This is a genomic window from Pseudoxanthomonas beigongshangi (genome assembly GCF_016820515.1).
Taxonomy (GTDB): Bacteria; Pseudomonadota; Gammaproteobacteria; order Xanthomonadales; family Xanthomonadaceae; genus Pseudoxanthomonas_A; species Pseudoxanthomonas_A beigongshangi.
Window position 1 is genome coordinate 72,527 of the sequence record NZ_JADHDV010000010.1, and the last position, 21,941, is coordinate 94,467.

The 21,941-nt window shown below is 66.5% G+C and carries 17 protein-coding genes; 14 read left to right on the forward strand and 3 right to left on the reverse strand.

Annotation, left to right across the window (positions count from 1 at the left end; all coding sequences use genetic code 11):
• The first annotated feature begins 98 nt into the window (after positions 1–98).
• The 5 genes from IQ458_RS09485 to IQ458_RS09505 all read left to right on the forward strand — a co-directional run bounded on the left by IQ458_RS09485 (position 99) and on the right by IQ458_RS09505 (position 6,815).
• A complete protein-coding gene (locus tag IQ458_RS09485; protein ID WP_203322633.1) occupies positions 99–2,729 on the forward strand; it encodes a bifunctional aspartate kinase/diaminopimelate decarboxylase in 2,631 nt (876 codons plus the stop codon).
• Positions 2,713–3,210 carry a hypothetical protein gene (locus IQ458_RS09490; protein ID WP_183643602.1) on the forward strand — a complete coding sequence of 166 codons (498 nt, stop codon included), beginning with the start codon at positions 2,713–2,715 and terminating at the stop codon, positions 3,208–3,210. Before IQ458_RS09485 ends, IQ458_RS09490 begins: the two co-directional genes overlap by 17 nt.
• Positions 3,207–4,565, forward strand: coding sequence for a UDP-N-acetyl-alpha-D-muramoyl-L-alanyl-L-glutamate epimerase (murL, locus tag IQ458_RS09495; protein WP_203322634.1), 1,359 nt, complete (start codon positions 3,207–3,209; stop codon positions 4,563–4,565). Before IQ458_RS09490 ends, murL begins: the two co-directional genes overlap by 4 nt.
• Positions 4,546–5,949, forward strand: coding sequence for a UDP-N-acetylmuramoyl-L-alanine--D-glutamate ligase (murD, locus tag IQ458_RS09500; protein WP_203322635.1), 1,404 nt, complete (start codon positions 4,546–4,548; stop codon positions 5,947–5,949). The genes murL and murD overlap by 20 nt, the downstream gene beginning before the upstream one ends.
• An 80-nt stretch (positions 5,950–6,029) precedes the next feature.
• A complete protein-coding gene (locus tag IQ458_RS09505; RefSeq protein WP_203322636.1) occupies positions 6,030–6,815 on the forward strand; it encodes a dienelactone hydrolase family protein in 786 nt (261 codons plus the stop codon).
• Here IQ458_RS09505 and IQ458_RS09510 read toward each other — a convergent pair.
• Together IQ458_RS09510 and IQ458_RS09515 are read right to left on the reverse strand one after the other, a co-directional pair.
• Positions 6,770–7,042, reverse strand: coding sequence for a helix-hairpin-helix domain-containing protein (locus IQ458_RS09510; protein WP_203322637.1), 273 nt, complete (start codon positions 7,040–7,042; stop codon positions 6,770–6,772). The two genes, IQ458_RS09505 and IQ458_RS09510, sit on opposite strands and share 46 nt — an antisense overlap.
• Positions 7,042–8,040: a polyprenyl synthetase family protein gene (locus IQ458_RS09515; protein ID WP_203322638.1), complete on the reverse strand. Its 999-nt coding sequence runs from the start codon at positions 8,038–8,040 to the stop codon at positions 7,042–7,044. The genes IQ458_RS09510 and IQ458_RS09515 overlap by 1 nt, the downstream gene beginning before the upstream one ends.
• A 156-nt stretch (positions 8,041–8,196) precedes the next feature.
• On the opposite strand from IQ458_RS09515, the gene IQ458_RS09520 reads away from it, so the two are divergent.
• From IQ458_RS09520 to IQ458_RS09545, 6 genes are all read left to right on the forward strand, one after another.
• Entirely contained in the window at positions 8,197–8,676 is a 480-nt protein-coding gene (locus IQ458_RS09520) for a single-stranded DNA-binding protein (protein ID WP_192197413.1), read from the forward strand.
• A 250-nt stretch (positions 8,677–8,926) separates the two neighbouring features.
• On the forward strand, positions 8,927–9,982 hold the full coding sequence (gene rfbB, locus IQ458_RS09525) for a dTDP-glucose 4,6-dehydratase (RefSeq protein ID WP_192197414.1): 1,056 nt from the start codon (positions 8,927–8,929) through the stop codon (positions 9,980–9,982).
• Between the two features lie 13 nt (positions 9,983–9,995).
• The gene (gene rfbA / locus IQ458_RS09530; RefSeq protein WP_183643575.1) at positions 9,996–10,883 is read left to right on the forward strand and encodes a glucose-1-phosphate thymidylyltransferase RfbA; all 888 of its coding nucleotides are present in this window, start codon (positions 9,996–9,998) and stop codon (positions 10,881–10,883) included.
• Entirely contained in the window at positions 10,880–11,437 is a 558-nt protein-coding gene (gene rfbC / locus IQ458_RS09535) for a dTDP-4-dehydrorhamnose 3,5-epimerase (RefSeq protein WP_183643571.1), read from the forward strand. The genes rfbA and rfbC overlap by 4 nt, the downstream gene beginning before the upstream one ends.
• The gene (rfbD, locus tag IQ458_RS09540) at positions 11,434–12,354 is read left to right on the forward strand and encodes a dTDP-4-dehydrorhamnose reductase (protein ID WP_203322639.1); all 921 of its coding nucleotides are present in this window, start codon (positions 11,434–11,436) and stop codon (positions 12,352–12,354) included. The genes rfbC and rfbD overlap by 4 nt, the downstream gene beginning before the upstream one ends.
• A gap of 41 nt (positions 12,355–12,395) precedes the next feature.
• Positions 12,396–14,378: an alpha/beta hydrolase family protein gene (locus IQ458_RS09545; RefSeq protein WP_235996721.1), complete on the forward strand. Its 1,983-nt coding sequence runs from the start codon at positions 12,396–12,398 to the stop codon at positions 14,376–14,378.
• Between the two features lie 55 nt (positions 14,379–14,433).
• Here the strand turns inward: IQ458_RS09545 and IQ458_RS09550 are convergent, their stop codons facing one another.
• Positions 14,434–16,254, reverse strand: a complete 1,821-nt coding sequence (locus tag IQ458_RS09550) for a peptide MFS transporter (RefSeq protein ID WP_203322640.1) — start codon at positions 16,252–16,254, stop codon at positions 14,434–14,436.
• A 113-nt stretch (positions 16,255–16,367) separates the two neighbouring features.
• On the opposite strand from IQ458_RS09550, the gene IQ458_RS09555 reads away from it, so the two are divergent.
• The 3 genes from IQ458_RS09555 (at position 16,368) to IQ458_RS09565 (ending at position 21,871) form a co-directional block, all read left to right on the forward strand.
• On the forward strand, positions 16,368–18,338 hold the full coding sequence (locus tag IQ458_RS09555; RefSeq protein ID WP_183643565.1) for an OPT family oligopeptide transporter: 1,971 nt from the start codon (positions 16,368–16,370) through the stop codon (positions 18,336–18,338).
• Between the two features lie 110 nt (positions 18,339–18,448).
• The gene (locus IQ458_RS09560) at positions 18,449–20,515 is read left to right on the forward strand and encodes a S9 family peptidase (RefSeq protein WP_203322641.1); all 2,067 of its coding nucleotides are present in this window, start codon (positions 18,449–18,451) and stop codon (positions 20,513–20,515) included.
• Positions 20,516–20,614: 99 nt separating this feature from the next.
• Positions 20,615–21,871, forward strand: a complete 1,257-nt coding sequence (locus IQ458_RS09565) for a DUF819 family protein (protein WP_203322642.1) — start codon at positions 20,615–20,617, stop codon at positions 21,869–21,871.
• Positions 21,872–21,941 lie beyond the last annotated feature (70 nt).

A 21,941-nucleotide genomic window follows, 5' to 3' on the forward strand; every position in this document is an offset into this window, starting at 1 on the left:
GTCCTTCGGTGCCGGTCCGGGCCAAATTCGGTGGGGCGTTCGGCTAGAATCGAGGGTTCACGCCCGAATGTTTCGGGCATTTCCCCGCCATTCTATCCATGCCCTCCGCCCCTATCGCGCCTGATCCCTGGATCGTCCTCAAGTTCGGTGGCACTTCGGTGTCCCGTCGTCATCGTTGGGACACGATTGGCCGGCTGGCGAAAAAACGGGCGGACGAGCAGGGCGCGCGCGTGCTGGTGGTGGTGTCGGCGCTGTCCGGCGTCACCAACGAGCTGACCGCGATTGCCGATGGCGCGGCCGACAGCGCCGAGCGTGTCGCGAAACTGGAGCAGCGCCACCGCGAATTCGCCGTCGAACTGGGACTGGACGCCGACGCGGTGCTCGGTACCCGGCTGGCGGCGTTGCGCGATTTGCTGGCCGATTCGCGCGTCGCGGCCCGCAGCCTCGACTGGCAGGCCGAGGTGATGGCGCAGGGCGAATTGCTGTCCTCCACGCTGGGCGCGGCCTACCTGAAATCGCAGGGACTGGACTTCGGCTGGATGGACGCACGCCACTGGTTGCAGGCCAGCATCCTGCCCAACCAGAGCGCGTGGGCGCAGCGCCTGTCGGTGTCCTGCGCGACCGCGCCGGACCAGGACTGGCGGCGCGCCTTTGCCGCCCAGGACTGCGCGATGCTGCTGACCCAGGGCTTCATCGCCCGTCACGGCGATGGCGGCACCGCGATCCTGGGCCGCGGCGGCTCGGATACCTCGGCGGCCTACTTCGGCGCGCTGCTGGGCGCGCGCCGGGTGGAAATCTGGACCGACGTGCCCGGCATGTTCAGCGCCAACCCGCGCGAAGTGCCGGATGCGCGCCTGCTGACCCGGCTGGACTATTACGAAGCGCAGGAAATCGCCACCACCGGCGCCAAGGTCCTGCATCCGCGCTCGATCAAGCCGTGCCGCAACGCCGGCGTGCCGATGGCGATCCTGGACACCGAGCGTCCGGATCTGCCGGGTACCAGCATCGACGACAAGGCCGCGACGGTGCCCGGCGTGAAGGCGGTGAGCCGGCGCAACGGCATCGTGCTGGTGTCGATGGAAGGCATCGGCATGTGGCAGCAGGTCGGCTTCCTGGCCGACGTGTTCGCGCGCTTCAAGAAGCATGGCCTGTCGGTGGACCTGATCGGTTCGTCGGAAACCAACGTCACCGTGTCGCTGGATCCCAGCGAGAACCTGGTCAGCACCGACGTGCTGGCGGCACTGTCGGCGGATCTGGCCGAAGTGTGCCGGGTCAAGGTGATCGCGCCGTGCACCGCGATCACCCTGGTCGGCCGCGGCATGCGCTCGCTGCTGCACAAGCTGTCGGATGTGTGGGCGATGTTCGGTCGCGAACGCGTGCACCTGATTTCGCAGTCGTCCAACGACCTCAACCTGACCTTCGTCATCGACGAGGCCACCGCCGACGGCATGTTGCCGGTGCTGCACGCGGCGCTGATCGACAGCGGCGCGATGCCGACCGACGAGACCAGTGTGTTCGGTCCGAGCTGGCGCGAGATCAACGGCGCGATCCGCCGCCGCGGCATGCCGTGGTGGCAGGCGCCGAAGGAACGCGAACGCCTGCTGTCGCTCGCCGGCGTCGGCACCCCGCGCTACGTCTACCACCTGCCGACCGTGCGGGCGCGCGCCCGCGCGCTGGCCGGCATCGCCGCCATCGATCGCCGCTTCTATGCGATCAAGGCCAACTCGCATCCGGCCGTACTGCGCGCGATCGCCGGCGAGGGCTTCGGCCTGGAATGCGTGTCGCAGGGCGAACTGGAGCGCGTGTTCGCGGAAGTGCCTTCGCTGGCGCCGCAGAACGTACTGTTCACCCCCAGCTTCGCGCCGCGGGGAGAGTACGAATTCGCGTTGTCGCGCGGGGTTATCGTCACCCTCGACAACGTCGAGGCGCTGCGGAACTGGCCCGAGGTGTTCCGCGGCCACAGGCTGTGGGTGCGCATCGATCTGGGGCGAGGCGACGGTCACCACGACAAGGTCAAGACCGGCGGCAAGACCTCCAAGTTCGGCTTGCCGCTGGCGCGCCTGGACGAGTTCCTCGCCGCCGCGCGCGCGCTCGACATCCGCATCGTCGGCCTGCATGCGCACCTGGGCAGCGGAGTGGAGACGCCGTTGCACTGGAAGCAGGTCAGCGACGAGCTGGGCGGGCTGGCCGATCAGATCGGCACCATCGAAAGCATCGACATCGGCGGCGGATTGCCGATTCCTTACGCGGCCGAGGACGAGCCCTTCGATCTGGAGTCCTGGGCGACCGGGCTGGCCGAAATCAAGGCCGCGTATCCCGCCTATCAGCTGATCATCGAACCGGGCCGCTACCTGGTGGCCGAATCGGGGGCGCTGCTGACCCATGTCACCCAGGTGGTGGAGAAGCAGGGCATCCGCAGGGTTGGCGCGGACGCCGGCATGAACGCGCTGATCCGCCCGGCGCTGTACGACGCCTGGCACGACGTGGCCAATCTGAGCCGGCTGGGCGACACGCTGGAGGACAGCTTCGACGTGGTCGGCCCGATCTGCGAATCCAGCGACGTGTTCGGCAAGCGCCGGCGCCTGCCGGCGGCGACCGCCGAGGGCGACGTGCTGGTGTTCGCCGATGCCGGCGCCTACGGCTTCTCGATGGCCAACACCTACAACCTCCGCGATCTGCCGGCGGAGGAAGTACTTGACGAGGCTGTGGGCGATGAAACCGCGCGCTGAGTTCGTGCTGACCACGGCGGTCATCGCGCTGGCGCTGGCGATCATCGCCTTCGTGGCGATGCTTCACCAGTGGAATGTCTCGCAATGGGCGGCAGGAGCAGTGGAGGCGCTGAAATGGGCGCCGGCGGCGTTCTTCGCCGCGTTGCTGGGGGCGTTGGGCACCACGGCTTGGCATCGCCGCGCACTGGCGCGCCAGCGGCGCTGGTCGGCTGGGGGCATGACCCTGCGCACGCTGCTGTTGTCCTATCTGGCGTTCCCGCTTTTGCTGGGTGCGTGGGTCGCCGCCGTCTCCGCCGGCGACCAGCTCTGGGCGGCCAGCCCGGCACCGGTGGAAGACAGCCTGTCCTGGCTGCCGCTGACCATGCTGCTGTTCACCGTGTTCGCCATCGTGCTGGGCGCGGTGCCGGCTTTCATCCTCGAATACTTCGTCAGCCGCCGTTACCTGCGCCGGCAGGCGGCCGTCACCACAGGTTCCGCATGAGCAATTTCGATCGTTCCTCCATCCGCTGTTTCCGGTTCGTCCGCTGTTCCCTCGATCCGGAAACCGGCGTCGCGCGCCTGGTCTACGCTTTCGACGACGGTCCCGAACTGATCGAGACCGTCACTTTCCCCGGCGCCCCCTTCACGTTGGACACGCAACGGGCGCAGGCCGCGCAGCAGGCGCTGCGGCTGCTGCACCTGCTGACCGGCGTGAGTTACTACAAGGCCGCCGTGCCGCCGGAAATCCGCATCGACGACTACGCCATCGACGCCGATACCGCGGCGATGATGGAAGAGATCTACGTCAATGGACTGGGCGAGTTCGCCTACCGCAACGGCCTGGACCTGCATGGTCGGGTGCGCTTTCCGATCGGCAAGACCGAGCCGGATGCGCCCGCACCGGTGCTGGGCCTGCGCCAGCACGCGCTGGCCGCGATCGGCGGCGGCAAGGATTCGCTGGTCAGCATCGAGGCGTTGCGCGGCGCGGGCGTCGGGCAGACCGTCACCTGGGTGGGTGGTTCGCAGCTGATCGCCGCCTGCGCGGCGCGCACCGGTCTGCCGACCTTCAACCTGGGGCGCGCGCTGGCGCCGGAACTGTTCGAGTACAACCGGCAGGGCGCCTGGAACGGCCATATCCCGGTCACCGCGATCAATTCGGCGATCATGGTGCTGGCGGCGCTGCTGCGGGACGCCGACCAGGTGGTGTTCTCCAATGAGCGATCGGCCAGCTACGGCAGCGTCATCCCCGGCACCGGCGAAGTGAACCACCAGTGGTCCAAGGGCTGGCGCTGCGAGCAGTTGCTGGGCGACTACGTGCAGCGGCACGTGGCCGCGGACCTGCACTACTACTCGCTGTTGCGGCCGCTGTCCGAACTGGCGGTGGCGCGGCAGTTCGCCCGCACCGATCATTACGACGCGCATTTCTCCAGTTGCAACCGCAACTTCCACATCCTCGGCGAGCGCCCGGTGAACCGATGGTGCGGCGTCTGCCCGAAGTGCCACTTCGTGTTCCTGGCGCTGGCACCGTTCATGCCCAAGCCGCGCCTGGTCGGCATCTTCGGCCGCAACCTGCTGGATGACCCGGGCCAGATCGGCGGCTTCGACGCGCTGCTGGAATACCAGGACCACAAGCCGTTCGAATGCGTCGGCGAAGGCCAGGAATCGCGCGCGGCGATGGCCGCGCTGGGCGAACGCCCGGAATGGCGCGAGGACGCGCTGGTGGCGCGTTTCAACCGCGAAATCCGGCCGCAGCTGGATCCGGCCGAACTGGCGATCGCGCCGCTGCTGGAAGTGGGGGGCGAACACCGCATCCCCGCCGCGCTGTGGGAGCGACTGCGTGCGAATTTCGCAGCTTGAGGGACGCCGGGTCGCGTTGTGGGGCTGGGGCCGGGAAGGCCGCGCCGCGCATGACGCGATTCGCGCGCGACTGCCCGCGCTGCCACTGACGCTGTTCTGCGGCACGGGCGAGGCCGATGACGCCGCCGCGCTCGGCGACGGGCAACTGCGCATCGTCACCACGATCGATGCGGACGCGCTGTCCGCCTTCGAGATCGTGGTGAAGTCGCCGGGCATCAGCCCCAACAAGCCCGAGGCACTCGCCGCCGCCGCGCGAGGTACCCGCTTCATCGGCGGCACCGCGCTGTGGTTCGCCGAACATGCCGGCGCCGACGGTGTCGCCGCGCATACCCTCTGTGTGACCGGCACCAAGGGCAAGAGCACCACCACGTCATTGCTGGCCCACCTGTTGCGCGCGGCCGGACATCGCACCGCGCTGGCCGGCAACATCGGCTTGCCGCTGCTGGAAGTGCTGGAACCGCGGCCGGCGCCGGAGTACTGGGCCATCGAACTGTCCAGCTACCAGACCGGCGATGTCGCCGCCAGCGGCGCGCGCCCGGACGTGGCGGTGGTGCTGAACCTGTTTCCGGAGCATCTGGACTGGCATGGTAGCCAGGCGCGCTATGTCGAGGACAAGCTGGCCCTGGTGACCCGCGCGCATCCGCGCGTGGCCGTGCTCAACGCGACCGATCCGCAACTGGCCACGTTGTCGCTGCCGCACAGCGAGATCCACTGGTTCAACACGCCGCGGGGCTGGCACCTGCGCGGCGACGATCTGTACCGCGGCGAGCACCGGGTGATGGATACCACCTCGGTGCCGGTGCCCGGCCGGCACAACCGCAGCAACCTGTGCGCGGTGCTGACCGCGCTGGAAGCGTTGGGCATCGATGGCGCCGGGGTCGCCGCGGCGGCGCGGAATTTCCGGCCGTTGCCCAATCGCCTGCAGACCCTGGGCGAACGGGATGGCTACACCTATGTCAACGACTCGATCAGCACCACGCCGCACGCGAGCCTGGCGGCGCTGGAATGCTTCGCCGGCAAGCCGATCGCGCTGTTGGTCGGTGGCCATGATCGCGGCCTGGAGTGGGAAGGATTCGCCGCCCGCATGGAGCACGACGCGCCACGGGTGATCGTCACCATGGGTGCCAACGGGCCACGCATCCACGCGTTGCTGGCGCCGCTCGCGGCGGCGGGCCGCTTCGTTCTGCTGGCGGCGGAAAGCCTGCCGGATGCGATGGCGCAGGCACGCGCGCATCTGTCCGCGCCCGGCGTCATCCTGCTGTCGCCGGGCGCCCCCAGCTACGGTCCGTATCGCGACTACGTGGCGCGCGGGCGTCATTTCGCCGAGCTGGCGGGGTTCGACCCGGCGCTGATTTCGGCGATTCCCGGCATCGGCATCGCCTGAGTACAACAGGTCCGCCACTGCACACTCGCGGCGCCCGGACCGGCGTACACTCCGCCGGTCTTTCCTTGCAAGGAACTGTCATGCGTCCGTTGTCCGTACTGGCGGCCCTGCTGGCCGCGTTGTGGGTATTCCCGCTGCTTGCCGCGCCGCAGGCCAAACCGCTGGAATGGAAAGTCGGCAAGCAGACCTTTTCCGGTTTCCTGGTCTACGACGACGCCAGCAAGGAACAGCGTCCTGGCCTGCTGATGGTGCCGGATTGGCTGGGCGTGACCGACGATGCGGTGGCCAAGGCCAAGCAGGTCGCCGGCGACGACTACGTGGTGCTGGTAGTCGACATGTACGGCAAGGGTGTGCGGCCGCAGAACCCGGACCAGGCATTGGCCCAGGTCAAGCCGCTGTACGCGGATCCGGCGACGATGCGCACGCGCATGGACGCGGCGCTCGCGGCGCTGAAGGGGCAGGCCGGCAAGGCACCCGTGGATGCCGCGAAAATCGGTGCGTTCGGTTTCTGCTTCGGTGGCTCGTCGGTGCTGGAACTGGCTCGCGGTGGCGCCGCGGTCTCCGGCGTGGTGAGCTTCCACGGCGGCTTGGACACGCAATCGCCGGCAAAGGCGGGTATGGTGAAGTCGCCGATCCTGGTCCTGAATGGCGCCGAGGATCGTGGCACCGCACCGCACATCGCGGCGTTCGAGAAGGAAATGAACGAGGCGGGCGCCGACTGGCAGTTCGTCAACTTCAGCGGCGCGGTGCACTGCTTCGCGCTGGAGAATGCCAACCGGCCGCCGGGATGCGTCTACAACGCACGCGCGGCCAAGCGCGCCTACCGGATGATGGATGACTTCTTCGAGGAAGTGTTCGGCGACTGAGCCTGTGCCACCGCGATCGCGTTGGCGATCGCGGTGCGCGCCTGCGGGCTGTTGCGCCAGCAGGTGGTGCCCAGCATCGCCGCAATCTGCGTGTTGATGTCCGTGGGCGTGGCCTGGGCCAGATCGGCGAGGGTGTGGTAGCCGACTTGTTCCAGTCGCGCGATCACGGTGGGACCCACGCCGTGCGCGGCCAGCAGCCGTTCCCGCTCGTGCGTGGCGAACGGCATCAGTGGCTGCGTTCGACCGCGTAGCGGGCCAGTCCGCGCAATGCGGCGACGGCTTCGTTTTCGGCCAGGCCGTCCAGGCAGCGCTCGGCGGCGTCGGCGTATTCGCGTGCGCGCCGCTGGCTGTATTCCAGCCCGCCGGTCGCGTGGATGGCCGCCAGCACTTCCGGCATCGCCGTGGCGTCGCCTTCCTGCACGATCACGCGCAGGCGGGCGGTGGTCGCGGCATCCGAATGACGGATGGCGTGGATCAGCGGCAGGGTCGCCTTGCCTTCGGCCAGATCGTCGCCCAGGTTTTTGCCCAGGTCGGTGGCGTCGGCGGTGTAGTCCAGCACGTCGTCGGCGATCTGGAAGGCATAGCCGAGGTTCATGCCGTAGTCGTAGAGACGCTGCTGGGTCGCGGCGTCGACCCGCGACGCCAGCGCGCCCAACTGGGTGCCGGCGGCGAACAGCACCGCCGTCTTGCGCTCGATGACGCGCAGGTAGGCGGCTTCGTCGGTATCGGGGTTGTGCACGTGCAGCAACTGCAGCACTTCGCCTTCGGCGATGCGGTTGGTGGTGTCGGCCAGGATCCGCATCACGTCCATGCGGTCCAGTTCCACCATCAGCTGGAAGCTGCGCGAATACAGGAAGTCGCCGACCAGCACGCTGGGCGCGTTGCCCCACAGCGCGTTGGCGGTACTGCGGCCACGGCGCAGGTCCGACTCGTCCACCACGTCGTCGTGGAGCAGGGTGGAGGTATGGATGAACTCGATGATGGCGGCCAACTGGTGGTGATCCGGCCCGATCGCGCCGGTGGCCCGCCCGGCCAGCGCCACCAGCATCGGGCGCAGGCGCTTGCCGCCGGCCGAGACGATGTGGTCCGCGATCTGGTTGATCAGCACCACGTCCGAGGCCAGCCGGCGCCGGATCAGGGCGTCGATGGCGGCCATGTCCGCCTCGGCGAGGGACTGGATCTGGGGCAGGGCCAGGGCGGAACGCGGGGATTCGACGACGGACATGGGAAATCGGGCAGGGAAGTGCCTGAATTATAAGGCGGGCGGGACGGGGAATTCCTACAGGACGTCACGGAGCCACCTGATGGTCAGGCCGGCATGGGTATACTTCACTGGTCCATGCCCGCGTCCGGCGGGCGATCACTAACGGAAATCAGCGCTATGGCCCGCGGCATCAACAAAGTCATCCTGGTCGGCAATCTCGGCAACGACCCCGAAACCAAGTACACCCAGGGAGGCATGGCCATCACCCGGATCAGCCTAGCCACCACCAGCGTCCGCAAGGACCGCGACGGCAACCAGCAGGAACGCACCGAATGGCACCGCGTGGTGTTCTTCGGCAAGCTGGGCGAAATCGCCGGCGAGTACCTGCGCAAGGGCAGCCAGGTGTATGTGGAAGGCTCGCTCCGCTATGACAAGTACACCGGCCAGGACGGCGTGGAGAAGTACTCCACCGACATCATCGCCGATGAAATGCAGATGCTGGGTGGGCGCGGCGAAGGCGGCGGTGGCGGTGGCGGCATGGACCGCCCGCAGCGCCCGCAGCGGCAGGAATATTCCCAGCAGGCCCCGCGCCGGCAGGCCCCGGCCCAGCAGCCCGCGCCGATGGACGACTTCGCCGACGACGATATTCCGTTCTGAGGCGGCCCCGGCGTTCAGGCGATGCTTCGGAAAACCCGCCAGCTGGCGGGTTTTCTATTTTCGGTGCTTCCCGGGCTACGTTTCCTCGTGATGCCCTTTTGGCGGCCCCGTTCACTACAATCTTCATGTGTGCGCCAGGATGGCGTGCCGGCAAGGCTTTTTTGCTGCGGCAGGGCCGTCGGAAAGGCATGCGAAGAAGATGCCGCCCGACCGATGTCCCGCGGAACAACAGAACTGGACGAGGTGAGAGATGACGACATGGCTGGTAACCGGCGGGGCCGGTTTCATCGGGGGCAACTTCGTGCTTCGTGCCGTTGCCGATGGCATCCGGGTGGTCAATCTCGATGCACTGACCTACGCCGGCAACCTGGACACGCTTTCCTCGCTGGCAGGCGATGCCAACCATGTCTTCGTAAAGGGCGACATCGGCGATTCGAGACTCGTTGCGTCCCTGTTGGCGGAACATCGGCCCGAAGCCGTTCTGAACTTTGCCGCCGAGAGCCACGTGGATCGTTCGATAGACGGACCCGGCGCCTTCATCCAGACCAACGTGGTCGGCACCCTGGGCCTGCTGGAAGCCGTGCGTGATTATTGGCGTTCGCTGCCCGACGGGGAGCGGGAGCGTTTCCGCTTCCTGCATGTGTCCACCGACGAGGTCTATGGTTCGCTGGGTGAAACGGGAAAATTCACCGAAACCACGCCATATGCGCCGAATTCACCCTATTCGGCCTCGAAGGCCGCATCGGATCACCTGGTGCGCGCATTCCATCACACCTATGGGTTGCCAACCCTCACCACCCACTGCTCCAACAACTATGGCCCTTACCATTTCCCCGAGAAACTGATCCCCCTGATCATCCAGCGTGCACTGGCGGGTGAACCTCTGCCGGTCTACGGTGATGGCCAGCATGTCCGGGATTGGCTGTTCGTCGGCGACCATTGCTCGGCCATCCGCGATGTCCTGTTGAGGGGAAGGGCGGGCGAGGCCTACAACGTTGGCGGGAACGCGGAGCGCCGGAATCTCGACGTGGTGGAAACCATCTGCCGTCTGCTCGACGAGCGTCATCCACGGGCCGATGGCAAGCCGCGCAGCAGCCAGATCAGATTCGTGGCGGACCGCCCCGGGCACGATCGCCGCTATGCCATCGACGCATCCAAATTGCGCGACGAATTGGGGTGGGAACCGCAGCACACCTTCGAACAGGGCATCGCCGAAACCGTGGACTGGTACCTGGCGAACCAGGATTGGGTGAATCGCGTGCTGGACGGGAGTTATCGTCTGGAACGCATCGGCACCGCAGCTTGAGCAGGAAACCCGCATGAGCACACGCAAGGGCATCATCCTGGCCGGTGGAACCGGCACGCGCCTGTATCCCATCACCCAGGCCATCAGCAAGCAGTTGTTGCCCGTCTATGACAAACCAATGATCTACTACCCGCTCAGCGTGCTGATGCTGGCGGGAATCCGCGAAGTCCTGATCATCAACACGCCGCACGAACAGATCCTGTTCCGCAACCTGCTCGGGGATGGCTCACAGTGGGGAATGCGGATCGAGTATGCCGTGCAGCCCAGTCCGGATGGATTGGCGCAGGCATTCCTCATCGGCAGGGATTTTCTCGCCGGCGGGCCCAGTTGCCTTGTCTTGGGCGACAACATTTTCCACGGACACGGTTTCAGCCAGATTCTCAAGCGCGCCGACGCGAGGACGGAAGGCGCGACCGTGTTCGGTTACTGGGTACGGGATCCGGAACGCTATGGCGTGGCCCGGTTTGGAGCGGATGGGACCGTCGTCGACATCGAGGAGAAGCCCGCCAACCCCCGGTCGAATTACGCGATCACCGGCCTGTACTTCTATGACGGCCGTGCCAGCGACTATGCCGGCTCACTGCGGCCGTCCTCGCGCGGTGAACTGGAGATCACGGATCTCAACCGCCGTTACCTGGAAGATGGCAGCCTGCACCTGGAGCCGCTGGGCCGCGGATATGCCTGGCTGGATACGGGTACCCACCAGTCGCTGCTGGATGCCTCGGCTTTCATCGAAACCATCGAAGCCCGGCAGGGACTGCGCGTCTGCTGTCCGGAGGAAATCGCCTACAGGAATGGTTGGATCGACGGCGAGCAATTGCGGCGTCTCGCGGCACCGTTGGCCAGGAACGGCTACGGCGAATACCTGCTGGCGCTGCTGGACCGGGGAATCGTCCCTTGAAGATCGTCGAGACCTCGTTGCCCGGTTGCCTGGTGATCGAGCCAGCGGTTTGGAGTGACGACCGCGGCTTCTTCTACGAAGCATGGAACGCCGAGCGGTTCGGCGAGCAGGGCCTGCCCACCCGTTTCGTGCAGAGCAACATATCCTCGTCCACCCGTGGCGTCTTGCGAGGTCTGCATTACCAATGGCCGAATCCGCAGGGCAAGCTGGTCAGCGTGCTCGAAGGGGAGGTGTATGACGTGGCGGTGGACATTCGCCATGGTTCACCGCATTTCGGGCGCTGGGCCGCGGCGGTGCTGAGCGGGGACAACAAGAGGCAATTGTGGATTCCTGAAGGTTTCGCGCACGGTTTCGCCGTCCTCTCCGAACGAGCCACGTTCAGCTATCTCTGCACCGCCGGCTATGACAAGGCCAGCGATGCGGCCATTCGCTGGGATGATGCGCGCATCGGGATCGACTGGCCCATCCGTGAGCCCGTGCTCTCGGACAAGGATGCCGGTGCTCCCTTCCTGGATGATCTGGCCCCGGATCGGTTGCCCTTGTTCGTCGCATGAAAAAGATCCTGCTGCTGGGCGCCAACGGCCAGGTCGGCCATGAACTGAGACGCAGTCTGGTTCCGCAAGGCATGATCATTCCGGCGAACCGCACGGGGCTGCTGCCCGACGGCATGCCATGCGAAGTCGCCGATTTCGACCGCCCCGAATCCTTGCCCGCGCTGCTTGAGCGGCATCGGCCGGGAATCGTCGTGAACGCGGCCGCCTTTACGGTGGTGGATCGCGCCGAAGAAGATGTCGATGCCGCCTACCGCGCCAACGCGGAAGCCCCGGCCCTGCTCGCCGGTTATTGTTTTGAGCATGGCATCCCCCTGATTCATTACTCCACGGACTATGTGTTCGATGGCACGGGTGATCGGCCGTATCGCGAAGAGGATCCGGCCTCGCCGTTGGGCGTGTATGGTGCATCCAAGCGGGCGGGAGAAGTGGCCATTCTCGAATCCGGCGCTTCAGGCGTGATTTTCCGCACGTCGTGGGTCTACGGTGCTTACGGCAGCAATTTCCTGCAGACGATGTTGTGCCAGGCGCGTGAGCGCGCCGAGCTACAAGTGGTCTCGGATCAACGGGGAACGCCGACCCCGGCCCATCTGGTTGCCGACGTGACCGCCGAGATAGTGGCTACACATCCGGATGCTCAAGGGATATTGCATCTGACGGCCGCCGGCGAAACCAGCTGGCACGGATTCGCAGAGGCCATCCTGGCCGGTGCGCATCGCCGCGGACTGATTCCGCGCCTGCCGCGGGTGCTGCCGATTCCTTCTTCCGCCTATCCCACACGGGCTTCGCGCCCGGCCTATTCGCGGCTGGATACGGGAAAGCTGGAAGCGCTGCTGGGCCGGCCGATGCCCGCCTGGGAAACCGGATTGGAAGCGGTACTGGATCACATTTCCCCCGATTTGCCGTTAGACTCCCTGTAATCCGGCTTCTGCCGGATTTCAACCATGGGGGAACAATGAAAATGGGGAAATGGAAGTGGGCTGGCGTCGCGGCCGCGGTGGGGATGTCGTGCGCCGCGCAGGCCGTCGAGCTGATCCCGGTGCAGGATTTCGTCAAGCATCCGACCTACAGCAGCGTGAAGATTTCGCCCAATGGCGAATACCTGGCGATGACCGTCGACCGCGGCGACCAGGATGTCCTGACCGTGCTGCGGACCAAGGACCTGAGCATCGTCAAGATTAACCAGCTGCCGGAAGAAAAGAGCGTCGGCAGTTTCTACTGGACCTCGCCGGATCGCCTGCTGTTCAACTCGATCAAGAAGATCGGCAGCTATGCGCGGCCGTTCGGCACCGGTGAATGGTATGCCGTCAATGCCGACGGTTCGCAGCCGCGGCCGCTGATTTTCTACGGCACCCGCGATGCCACACAGCGTGGCAAGCAGGTCGGCAACGAAAGCTTCGACCTGCTGGACACGCTGAAGGATGATCCGGACAACGTCATGATGACCGCGATGTATGCAAGGTCCTCCACCGGCGCCGGAACCGAAATCGTGCTGATGGACACGCTGAGCGGACGTCGCAAGTCGCTGGCGCGCGCGCCGCGCGACGACTGCGGTATCGCGTTGGACGAGAAGAAGGAGCCGCGCTTCGCGGTCTGCTACGACCGCTATGACGAGGAAGGCAATTTCTCCGACGCGCACAACGAACTGTATCGGCGCGATGCCAGCGGCAAGTGGACGCTGATCAACAGCTCCAAGGCCAGTGGCAAGCGCATCGAAATCCTCGGCACCGCGGCGGACGGCACTGTCTACGCGACCCAGGGCGACGGCAAGAAGCCCTCGGCGTTCGGCACCCTCAACACCAGCGATGGCAGCTTCACGGTGCTGCACCAGGATCCGGTGTCGGAAATCTCCACGCTGATCCAGGCCGCCGACGGCGACACCGTGATCGCGACGGTCACCGAGGCCGGCGCGCCGCAGGTCAAGCTGATCAACGAGGACCATCCGGACGCGGAGCTGTACGCCTCCCTGGCGGCGGCGTTCCCGGGCCAGTTCGTCGACTTCGCCAGCGCCACCCAGGACGGCAAGAAGATCGTCGTCTCGGTGCGCAGCGACGCCAACCCGGGCGAGCTCTACCTGTATGACCGAGACACCGGCAAGGCCCGGTTCCTGATGAAGAATCGCCAGTGGCTCGATGCCAGCAAGATGGCCTCGGTCAAACCGGTCAGCTTCAAGTCCCGCGATGGCCTGACCATCCATGGCTACCTGACCATCCCCAATGGGTCCGACGGCAAGAACCTGCCGATGATCGTCAACGTCCACGGTGGTCCGATGGGCCCGCGTGACAACTGGGGCTTCCAGTTCGAGAACCAGATGTTCGCCAACCGCGGCTACGCGGTGCTGCAGGTGAACTACCGCGGTTCCGGCGGCTTCGGCAAGGCGTTCGAGGAAATGGCCTACGGGCAGTGGGCCGAGGGCATCATGAACGACATCCTCGACGGCACCCACTGGGCCATCCAGCAGGGCTACGCCAACAAGGATCGCATCTGCATCTACGGCGGCAGCTTCGGCGGCTATGCCTCGATGATGGCACCGGCGCGCGAGCCGGGGCTGTACAAGTGCGCGTTCGGCTACGTGGGCAATTACAGCGCCGCGATCCAGATGAAGCTCAGCGACACCAGCAAGCGCGAGGACGGCATGAAGTACCTGATCCGTGCCTACGGCAGCACCAAGGCCGAGCAGGACGCGATGTCGCCGATCAACCACGTCGACAAGCTGAAGCTGCCGATCTACCTGGCCGCCGGTGCGCGTGACGCGCGCTGCCCGCCGGAACATACCGAGGCGATGGCCAAGGCGTTGACCGCAGCCGGCAATGCGCCGCAGGGCATGATCATCCAGTCGGGCGAAGGACACGGCTTCTACAAGGAAGAGAACAACCTCAACCTGTACAGCAAGATGCTGGACTTCTTCGCCCAGCACATCGGCGGCAAGGGCGCTACCCAGTAAGGTCGTTCGACTCGCCTGCAATACCAGGACGGCGCCTCGCGGCGTCGTTCTTTTTTCAGTGAACCCCGTGCATCATCCGCCGGAGCAGTGGCGAGAACAGGAAGGCGATCAGGCCACAGCCCACGCCGATCGCGGTCATCAGCCAGAACAGGTCGGCATAGCGCCCGGCGGCGTCGGCCATGACCACGCTGCCACCCTCGGGAATGTCGATGGCGGCGAGCTTGCCGAACAGCGCCGCCAGCGCTTCGGAGAAGGCGGTGGCGAGGAACCAAGTACCCATCATCAGGCTGACCACGCGCGGGACCGACAACTGGGTGACCGCCGACAGGCCCACCGGCGACAGGCACATCTCGCCGATTTCCAGCACCAGGTAGGCCAGCACCAGCCACCACACGCTGGCCATCTGTCCGCTTTCGCCGACCAGATGCGCGGCCCAGGCCAGCGGGATGAAGGACAGGCCGGCGATGACCAGGCCCAGTGACGACTTGAACGGCTTGGACGGATCCCGGCCACGCCGGCCCAGCCAGGCCCACAGCGCGGCGAACAGCGGCGCCAGCAGCACCAGGAACAACGCGCCGAGATAGGTCAGCGAGCCGGCGGTCTGCGGCAGCACCACGCAATCGCGCAACAGGAAAACCAGCATCAACACCACCACCGCGATGAACACGGCACGCGGCGCGGAGGAACCGGGATCGCGATCGGACAGCCGCGCGGCAATCACGAAACCCAGCGGCGCCAGCAGCAGCGACCAGGTCGACCAGGGCGCGCGCGCCAACAACGTGATCGCATCCGCACCCCAATGTCCGCTCCAGTTCACCGCCAGGGGCGCCTGCACCAGTGCGGGGACGACATCCTTGGTCAACAGGCGATCCGTGAAGGTCACCCATGAACCGTAGGTCTGCTCGTAGAGGGTGAAGAAGATCAGCGCCATGAAGATCAGCGCCATCAGCGCGAGCATCTGTTGCCGCTGCACCGGCGTGCACTGGGTCGACAGGAACCAGCCGAACCACGCCAGCACGCAAGCCAGCACCGCCAGCATCAACAGCAGCGCCAGCGAGATTTCGCCACCCAGCGAGAACGCGCCGTTGGCGGCGGCCCACATCAGCCATGCCACGGGTAGCACGCCCAGCAGCGCGCCGAGGTAGATCAACCACTCGCGCGGGATGCCGGCGACGCGCTCGCGCAGTTGTTCGGGTATGGCTGGTTCGGCATGGCCGTGCAGGTATTTCTGGCCCCACAGGAACATGCACAGGCCCAGCAGCATGCCGATGCCGGCGGCGCCGAAGCCGTAGCGCCAGCCCAGGGTTTCGCCCAGGTAGCCGCAGACCAGCGAGGCGAACAGCGCGCCCAGGTTGATGCCGGCGTAGAACAGGCTGAAGCCTGCGTCGCGGCGCGAGTCGTTCTCGGCATAGAGCCGACCGACGATGGTGGAGATGTTGGGCTTGAGGAAGCCCACGCCCATGATGATCAGCGCCAGCGACAGGTAGGTGATGCGCAGCGAGCCCTCGTCTCGAACGACGCCGCCGTCCACGTAGGTGGCGGCATGGCCCTCGAACGCCATGCCGACATGGCCGGCAACCAGCAGCAGGCCGCCGAACACCACCGCCTTGCGCATGCCCAGCCAGCGATCGGCCAGCACGCCGCCGATGACCGGGATGCAGTACACCAGTCCCCCGTAGGCACCCAGGAGATCCAGGCCGGCCTTGTCGCCGAACAGGTGGTACTTGGTCAGGTAGAGCAGCAGCAGCGCCTTCATCCCGTAGAAGGAAAAGCGCTCCCACATCTCGGTGAAGAAGCAGATGTAGACGCCCTTGGGATGGCCGAGGAAGTCCTCGCGGGCGGGCAGGGGCGTGGCGGAAACGGAGGCTTGGGCCATGGGCGGACGGGCGATGCGGAACCGGCCGAGTATAGCCACGCGGACCTTTCCGGCTGGACTTGCCGGGTCGTAGCCGATAGTTTGTCGGGCTTCTGTATCCCCGGAACCGCGTCATGAACCAGGCTGCGACGCCTCAACTTACCTTTCGTGCCGTGCTGCTGGCCGTCGTGCTGGCGGTCGTCCTGTCCGCCGCCAACGCCTACCTGGGCCTGTTCGCCGGCCTGACCATCGCCACCGCCATCCCGGCCGCGGTGGTGTCCATGGGCGTGCTGCGGGTGCTGGGAGGCGGCTCCATCCTGGAGAACAACATCGTCCAGACCGGCGCCTCGGCCGGCTCGTCGATCGCCGCCGGCGTCATCTTCACCATCCCGGCGCTGGTCATCATGGGCTACTGGCCGGACTTCAAGTACTGGTGGGTGCTGGGCATCGCCGGGCTGGGCGGATTGCTGGGCGTGCTGTTCTCGGTGCCGCTGCGCCGTTCGATGATCGTCGAGGACCCGCTGCCGTTCCCGGAAGGCAAGGCCGCTGCGGAAGTGCTCAAGGCCGGTGACAACCCCGGCCCGGGCCTGAAGATCCTGGCCCTGTCCGGCGTGATCGGCGCGGTGGTCAAGCTGGCCGCGGCCAGCGGCCTGCGGATGATTCCGGATACCTGGACCCAGTCGGCCTACGTCGGCAGCTCCAAGGTCACCGCCTTCCTCGGCACCAACCTGTCACCGGCGCTGCTGGGCGTGGGCTACATCGTCGGCTTGAACGTCGGTATCGTGGTGCTGTCCGGCGCGGTGCTGTCCTGGCATATCGCCATCCCGCTGTACCAGGCGTTCTTCATCGGTTCGGATCCGGATCTGGCGGCCTCGATCGCCAACGCCGCCTCGGCCGACGCGGCGTTCGCCATCTGGGGCGCCAAGGTCCGCTACCTGGGCGTGGGCGCGATGCTGGTCGGCGGCGTGTGGACGCTGTTCTCGCTGCGCAAGTCGCTGCTCAAGGGCATCAAGAGCGGCTTTGCCGCGGCGCGTAGCAGCGGTGCCGGTGGCCAGGCGCTGCTGGAGACCGAGCGCGATCTGCCGATGAAGTGGATGCTGGTGGCGCTGGTGGTGTTCACCCTGCCGCTGCTGGGCCTGTACCAGGCCATCGTCGGCCAGTGGCACGTCAGCGTGCCGATGACCCTGATCATGATCGCGGCCGGCTTCCTGTTCGTGAGTGTTTCGGCGTACCTGGCCGGCTTGATCGGTTCCTCCAACAACCCGGTTTCGGGCATCACGATTTCCACCATCCTGTTCGCCTCGGCGGTACTGGTGCTGTTGCTGGGCAAGAGCGGCATGTCGCCGGTCGGAGCCGGCGGCGCCCCGCTGGGCGCGGTCGCGGCGATCATGATTGGCGCGGTGGTGTGCTGCGCCGCGGCAGTGGGCGGCGACAACCTGCAGGATCTCAAGGCCGGCTACCTGGTCGGCGCGACTCCGTGGAAGCAGCAGTTGATGCTGGGCATCGGCGCGTTCTCCTGCGCGCTGATCATGGCGCCGGTGCTGAACCTGCTGGCGCAGGCCTACGGCATCGGCGCGCCGACCCCGGAGCATCCCAATTCGCTGGCCGCGCCGCAGGCCAACCTGATGGCGTCGGTGGCGCGCGGCCTGTTCGGCGGTGAACTGCCGTGGGCGATGATCGGCATCGGTGCGGTGGTCGGTGCGCTGGTGATTGCGTTCGACGAATGGCTGAAGTCGCGCAAGGCCCGCTTCCGCGTGCCGGTGCTGGCCGCGGCGATCGGCATCTACCTGCCGCTGGAATTGATGGTGCCGATCTTCCTCGGTGGCCTGCTGGCTCACCTGGTGGAACGTTTCCACAAGGTCCGCGCCGACGACGAGGAAGGGCGCGATCGCGTGCATCGCCCGGGCGTGCTGTTCTCGGCCGGCCTGATCACCGGCGAAGCGCTGATGGGCATCGCCATCGCGATTCCGATCGTCGCCTCGGCCCGCGCCGACGTGCTGGCGCTGCCGGAAGCCTGGCACTTCAGCCAGTGGATCGGCCTGGCCGTGCTGGCGGTGGTCGGCTGGCTGCTGTACCGGACCGGCCAGCGCGGCGAAAAGGCCTGAAACCGGCGCCTGGCCGCGCCATAGCGGCGCAGGGGCATGACCTCATGCCTTTGCGCCGGGCCGCCGTATCGGCCTAACATCGGGGTTTTCCTGTTTGCCCGGAGCCCCGGATGAAATTGCGTCTCGCCGTACTGCCCCTCTGCCTGCTGGCGACCCTGCCGGCGCTTGCCGCCCAGCGGGGCCTGGACATCCGCGATCTGGCCGCGCTGGATCGCGTCTCCTCGCCGACGCTGTCGCCGGATGGCCGCGCGGTGGTGTTCGCCAAGCGCCAGATCGACAAGGAACTGACCAAGGCCGGCAGCGCGCTGTACGTGCGCAACCTGCTCACCCGCGACCTGGCGCCGCCGAAGCGGCTGACCCCGGAAGGCTGGAACGTCAATTCCCCATCCTTCTCGGCCGATGGCCAGACGGTCTACTTCCTCAGCGGCAAGTCCGGCAGCCAGCAGCTGTACGCCATCCCGACCAGCGGCGGCGAGCCGCGCCAGCTGACCGGGTTCGCGCTGGACGTGGGCAGCTACAAGATCTCCCCGGACGGCAGCCGCATCGCCTTCAGCGCCGACACCTTCGCCGACTGCAAGGCCGACTTCGCCTGCACCCAGAAGAAGCTTGAAGCCACTTCCGCGAAAAAGAACACCGGCGTGCTGTTCGACAACATGTTCGTGCGCCATTGGGACACCTGGGCCGATGGCCGTCGCAGCCGCCTGTTCGTGGCCGCCTTGCCGGCCGCCGGCGCCCAGCCGGTCGCCAGCGCGACCTCGCTGACCGACAGCCTGGATGGCGACGTGCCTTCCAAACCGTTCGGCGGCGCCGATGAATACACCTGGGCGCCAGATGGCAAGTCGCTGGTCGCCAGCCTGCGCGTGCAGTCCAAGGGCGAGCCGTGGTCGACCAACTTCGATCTGTATCGCCTGTCCGCCGACGGCCAGGGCACGCCGGCCAACCTGACCGCCGCCAACCCGGCCTGGGATACCGGCCCGGCATTCAGCGCCGATGGCAAGACGCTCTACTACCGCGCGATGAAGCGCCCCGGCTTCGAGGCCGATCGCTTCGCGCTGATGGCGATGGATGCCGCCGGCGGCGCGGCGCGCGAAATCGCCGCGGACTGGGATCGTTCCGCCGACGGCATCACCCTCTCGGCCGACGGCAAGCGCATCTACACCACCGCGCAGGACATGGGCGAGCATCCGCTGTTCGTCGTCGACATCGCCAGCGGCAAGGCGGAGAAGGTGATCGGCAACGGCAGCATCTCCGCGTTCGAGATCGCCGGCGACACCCTGGCCTTCACCCGCAATTCGCTCAAGAGCGGCGACCAGCTGTTCACCACGTCGCTGGCCGGTGCGCCGGAACGCGCGATCACGCCCAGCGCGCAGGACATGCTGAAGGACGTGTCGTTCGGCGACTTCGAGCAGTTCAGCTTCAAGGGCTGGAACGACGAAACCGTGCACGGCTACGTGGTCAAGCCGCACAACTACCAGGAAGGCAAGAAGTACCCGGTGGCGTTCCTGATCCACGGCGGTCCGCAGGGCAGTTTCGGCAACGGCTGGAGTTATCGCTGGAACCCGCAGACCTACGCCGGCCAGGGCTACGCGGTGGTGATGATCGACTTCCACGGCTCCACCGGTTACGGCCAGGCCTTCACCGACGCCATCAGCCAGCACTGGGGCGATCGCCCGCTGGAAGATCTGCAGAAGGGCTGGGCCGCGGCGCAGCAGAAGTATTCCTTCCTCGACGGCAACAAGGCCTGCGCGCTGGGCGCCAGCTACGGCGGCTTCATGGTCAATTGGATAGCCGGCAACTGGAACCAGCCGTGGAAGTGCCTGGTCAACCACGACGGCGTGTTCGACCAGCGCATGATGGGCTACTCCACCGAGGAGCTGTGGTTCACCGAGTGGGAGCAGGGCGGCACGCCGTACGCGGTGCCGGCCAACTACGAGAAGTTCAATCCGGTCAACCACGTCAAGGACTGGAAGGTGCCGATGCTGGTCGTGCACGGCCAGCTCGATTACCGCATTCCGGTCGAGCAGGGCCTGGCGGCGTTCACCGCGCTGCAGCGCCAGGGCATCAAGTCGCAGTTCCTGTACTTCCCGGACGAGAACCACTGGGTGCTGAAGCCGCAGAACAGCGTGCAGTGGCACGACACCGTCAACGCCTGGCTGAAGCAGCACATCGGCCAGTGACGCACGCAGGGCACGCCGCGATTGCGGCGTGCCCTTTTTTCGTGCCAGGGAAACGGCTGGGCCGGGGGCACGCTTTCATCACCAGGGGAGACATACCGGATGGCGGCAGCAGGCACCGGCGGCGCACTCATCACCAACGACATCATCGTGTTCGGCCTGATCGCGGCCACCCTCGGCGCGATCTTCTGGACCTCGAGCAGCGAGAACCGCTTCCTGCGCAAGTTCTACGGTTTCGTGCCGGCGCTGCTGCTGTGCTACTTCATTCCCGGCGTCTACAACACCATCGGCCTGATCGATGGCGAGAACACCAAGCTCTACAACCCGGTGGCGCGCGACGTGTTCCTGCCGGCCGCGCTGGTGCTGTTGACCCTGAGCATCGACCTGAAGGGCATCCTCGGCCTGGGCTGGAAGATGCTGGTGATGTACGTCGCCGCGGTGCTGAGCATCATGCTGGGCGCGGTGGTGGCCTTCAAGCTGATGGGCTGGTTCCATCCCGAAACCGTCGCCGGCGACACTTGGGCCGGCATGGCGGCGCTGGCCGGCAGCTGGATTGGCGGCGGTGCGAACATGCTGGCGATGAAGGAGATCTTCGAGGTCAACGCGACCACGTTCGGCCAGTTCGCCGTGGTCGATGTCGGCGTCGGCTACGTGTGGATGGCAGTGCTGATCTTCTTCGCCGCGCGCGCGCCCGCGCTGGATCGCCATAGCGGAGCAGACACTTCGGCCATTGACGAGCTGCGCGAGCGCATCGCCAGCTACCAGGCCCAGCATGCACGCATTCCCACGCTCACGGATCTGATGGTGCTGGGCGGCGTTGCCTTCGGCACCGTGGGCCTGGCACATGCGGTCGCCGCGCCGCTGGCGGACTGGTTCGCTGCCAACGTCGCATGGTCACCGATGGTGAGCCTGGACAAACCGTTCGTGTGGGTGGTGCTGCTGGCGACCTTCGCCGGTCTGCTGCTGAGCTTCACCCGCATGCGCACGCTGGAAGGCGTGGGCGCGTCCAAGTGGGGCTCGCTGTTCCTGTATTTCCTGATCGCCTGCATCGGCATGCAGATGGATCTGCTGGCGCTGCTGGAACGTCCGTGGCTGTTCCTGCTCGGCGTGATGTGGATCGCAGTGCATATCGTGCTGCTGTGGGGCGTTGGCAAGCTGCTGCGCACGCCGTTCTTCTATTTCGCGATCGCCTCGCAGAGCAATATCGGCGGTCCGGCTTCGGCACCGGTGCTGGCCACCGCGTTCCATCCGGCGCTGGCGCCCGTGGGCGTGCTGCTCGGCACGCTGGGCTACGCCACCGGTACCGGCGCGGCCTATCTGGTCGGCATCATCCTGCGCGCGATGGCGGGGCAGGGATAGCCGGAGGCCGCCGGCCATGCGGATACTGGACCCATGAAAAAACACGGCGGCCATCAGGCCGCCGTGTTTT

Excerpts from the sequence above, each read along its gene's own strand:
- IQ458_RS09560 (WP_203322641.1), top strand. The coding sequence starts at position 18,449 with ATGAAATTGCGTCTCGCCGTACTGCCCCTCTGCCTGCTGGCGACCCTG.
- IQ458_RS09505 (WP_203322636.1), top strand. The coding sequence starts at position 6,030 with ATGCGTCCGTTGTCCGTACTGGCGGCCCTGCTGGCCGCGTTGTGGGTA.
- IQ458_RS09490 (WP_183643602.1), top strand. The coding sequence starts at position 2,713 with ATGAAACCGCGCGCTGAGTTCGTGCTGACCACGGCGGTCATCGCGCTG.
- rfbD (WP_203322639.1), top strand. The coding sequence starts at position 11,434 with ATGAAAAAGATCCTGCTGCTGGGCGCCAACGGCCAGGTCGGCCATGAA.
- IQ458_RS09555 (WP_183643565.1), top strand. The coding sequence starts at position 16,368 with ATGAACCAGGCTGCGACGCCTCAACTTACCTTTCGTGCCGTGCTGCTG.
- murL (WP_203322634.1), top strand. The coding sequence starts at position 3,207 with ATGAGCAATTTCGATCGTTCCTCCATCCGCTGTTTCCGGTTCGTCCGC.
- rfbA (WP_183643575.1), top strand. The coding sequence starts at position 9,996 with ATGAGCACACGCAAGGGCATCATCCTGGCCGGTGGAACCGGCACGCGC.
- IQ458_RS09565 (WP_203322642.1), top strand. The coding sequence starts at position 20,615 with ATGGCGGCAGCAGGCACCGGCGGCGCACTCATCACCAACGACATCATC.
- IQ458_RS09515 (WP_203322638.1), bottom strand. The coding sequence starts at position 8,040 with ATGTCCGTCGTCGAATCCCCGCGTTCCGCCCTGGCCCTGCCCCAGATC.
- IQ458_RS09520 (WP_192197413.1), top strand. The coding sequence starts at position 8,197 with ATGGCCCGCGGCATCAACAAAGTCATCCTGGTCGGCAATCTCGGCAAC.
- IQ458_RS09550 (WP_203322640.1), bottom strand. The coding sequence starts at position 16,254 with ATGGCCCAAGCCTCCGTTTCCGCCACGCCCCTGCCCGCCCGCGAGGAC.
- rfbB (WP_192197414.1), top strand. The coding sequence starts at position 8,927 with ATGACGACATGGCTGGTAACCGGCGGGGCCGGTTTCATCGGGGGCAAC.
- IQ458_RS09545 (WP_235996721.1), top strand. The coding sequence starts at position 12,396 with ATGGGGAAATGGAAGTGGGCTGGCGTCGCGGCCGCGGTGGGGATGTCG.
- IQ458_RS09485 (WP_203322633.1), top strand. The coding sequence starts at position 99 with ATGCCCTCCGCCCCTATCGCGCCTGATCCCTGGATCGTCCTCAAGTTC.
- IQ458_RS09510 (WP_203322637.1), bottom strand. The coding sequence starts at position 7,042 with ATGCCGTTCGCCACGCACGAGCGGGAACGGCTGCTGGCCGCGCACGGC.